The sequence below is a fragment of the Nocardia sp. NPDC058497 genome (assembly GCF_042720195.1).
Lineage (GTDB): Bacteria > Actinomycetota > Actinomycetes > Mycobacteriales > Mycobacteriaceae > Nocardia.
Genome location: NZ_JBHXMY010000872.1, coordinates 1 through 1,756 on the forward strand (window position 1 = coordinate 1; position 1,756 = coordinate 1,756).

Annotated in this window: 2 protein-coding genes; one reads left to right on the top strand and one right to left on the bottom strand. The window is 70.4% G+C overall.

Annotation, left to right across the window (positions count from 1 at the left end):
* Positions 1 to 48: 48 nt before the first annotated feature.
* Positions 49 to 663 (bottom strand): hypothetical protein, encoded by a 615-nt coding sequence (locus ACFWPJ_RS31975; RefSeq protein ID WP_378857132.1) that lies wholly within the window; start codon positions 661 to 663, stop codon positions 49 to 51.
* Positions 664 to 742: 79 nt separating this feature from the next.
* Here ACFWPJ_RS31975 and ACFWPJ_RS31980 point away from each other — a divergent pair, with 79 nt between their 5' ends.
* Entirely contained in the window at positions 743 to 1,564 is an 822-nt protein-coding gene (locus tag ACFWPJ_RS31980) for an acyl-CoA thioesterase (RefSeq protein WP_378857134.1), read from the top strand.
* Positions 1,565 to 1,756 lie beyond the last annotated feature (192 nt).

Genomic DNA, 1,756 nt, shown 5'->3' on the forward strand with positions numbered 1-1,756 from the left:
AATCCGTTCCGGCCGGGGCCTTCGCGTAACCGGGTGTGTGGCAGCCGGTTACGTGCCGACCCGCAACGCGGCCCGGTCGGGGTGATCCCAGCGCAGCGTCCACGTGGCGGCCTCGGGGTTCTCGGCGGTGTGATCGCGCAGGGCGGGCAGCGTCCAGTGCTGATCTGGTGGGGTGCGGCGCAGTGCCGCCTGCTCGCTCAGTTCCAGGCGCACGGTGAGGTCGAAGTCGAGGCCGCGGCCCAGCAGCATCGGTCCGGCCAGGACCAGTACCAGGTCGGCCGGTGCCGTGCGGACCGCCGCCCGCGCCGATCGATCGCGTTCCTCGTCCCAGAGCGCGGGCAGCCAGCGACCGGACGACCGCAGTGCGTCCAGGATCTCGCGGCGCACCGCGTCGTAGTCGAACCAGGCTGTGCGATAAGACCATTCGTCGTCACGCCCGTATTCCATCCGCAGCGACGCCGGCCGCACGAAGTCGTGCAGGGACACCACCTGCGCCGACCGGCCCCGCGCGGCGAGCGTGTCGGCGATCCGCCGGGCCGGCTCGACCGGTGCCGCGGCATCGGCGCCGTCGACGGCGAGCACGCGCCGCCCGGGTAACTCGGCCAGGCGGTCGGCGACGATCCCGGCCATGGCCGCGGGGGAGGTGGGCGTGAACGACGGCACCGCACTATCACAGCAAATTCCGAGGCGCGGCGCCGAGCCGGACAGAACGGGCGGTCGGCGACGGGATAATCTCGAGCGCATGGCGACTATCGAAGAGGCGCTCGAGATCGAGCAGCTGGAACGGGACATCTTCCGTGGTGCGGCCACCGAGTCCCAGCTGACGCGCACCTTCGGCGGTCAGGTCGCGGGCCGGGCGCTGGTCTCGGCGGTGCGCACCGTCGACCACTCGTTCCAGGTGCACTCGCTGCACGGCTACTTCCTGCGGCCGGGCAACCCCGAGGAACCCACGGTCTACCTGGTGGAGCGCATCCGTGACGGCCGGTCCTTCTGCACCCGCCGGGTCACCGGCGTGCAGGACGGGCAGGCGATCTTCATGATGTCGGCGTCGTTCCACCGCGGCGACGAAGGGCCGGAGCATCAGGACGTGATGCCCGAGGTCGAAGGGCCGGACCTGCTGCCCGACGCCAGCGTCACCCTGAGTCCCGAGCGGTTGTGGGCGATGCGGGAGTGGGAGCACTGGGACATCCGGACGGTCCCGTCGGACCAGGTCGCCCAGCGCGAGGGCTACGTCTCCCAGCAGCAGGTGTGGTTCCGGTACCGCCACAAGCTGCCCGACGACCCGCTGTTCCACGTCTGCACCCTGGCCTACATGAGCGATATGACGCTGCTCGGCTCGTCCAAGGTGGCCCACCCCGGTGAACCCACCCAGGACGCCTCGCTCGATCACGCCATGTGGTTCCTGCGCCCGTTCCGCGCCGACGAATGGCTGCTCTACGACCAGTCCTCGCCCTCGGCCGGTTTCGGCCGCGCGCTCACCGGCGGCAAGATCTGGGATCGCGAGGGCAACCTGGTCGCCGCGGTCGTCCAGGAGGGCTTGATCCGGACGCCGCGCCACAAGTAGCGGTGGGCCGGAACCGGTGTGGGTGGCCGCCGCACCGGTCCGGCATTCCTCGGTCGTCGGCCGGGGTCTCAGAGTGCGTCTGAAAACTCCGTCTAGGGTGTACCGGCCGTCAACGACCGTTGCCAGGCACTCGCCCAACGGTGTGTGAGGCTTGCCATCTGTTCGCCGGAAGTGCACCGATCACTCTGGGAT

Excerpts from the sequence above, each read along its gene's own strand:
- ACFWPJ_RS31980 (WP_378857134.1), top strand. The coding sequence starts at position 743 with ATGGCGACTATCGAAGAGGCGCTCGAGATCGAGCAGCTGGAACGGGAC.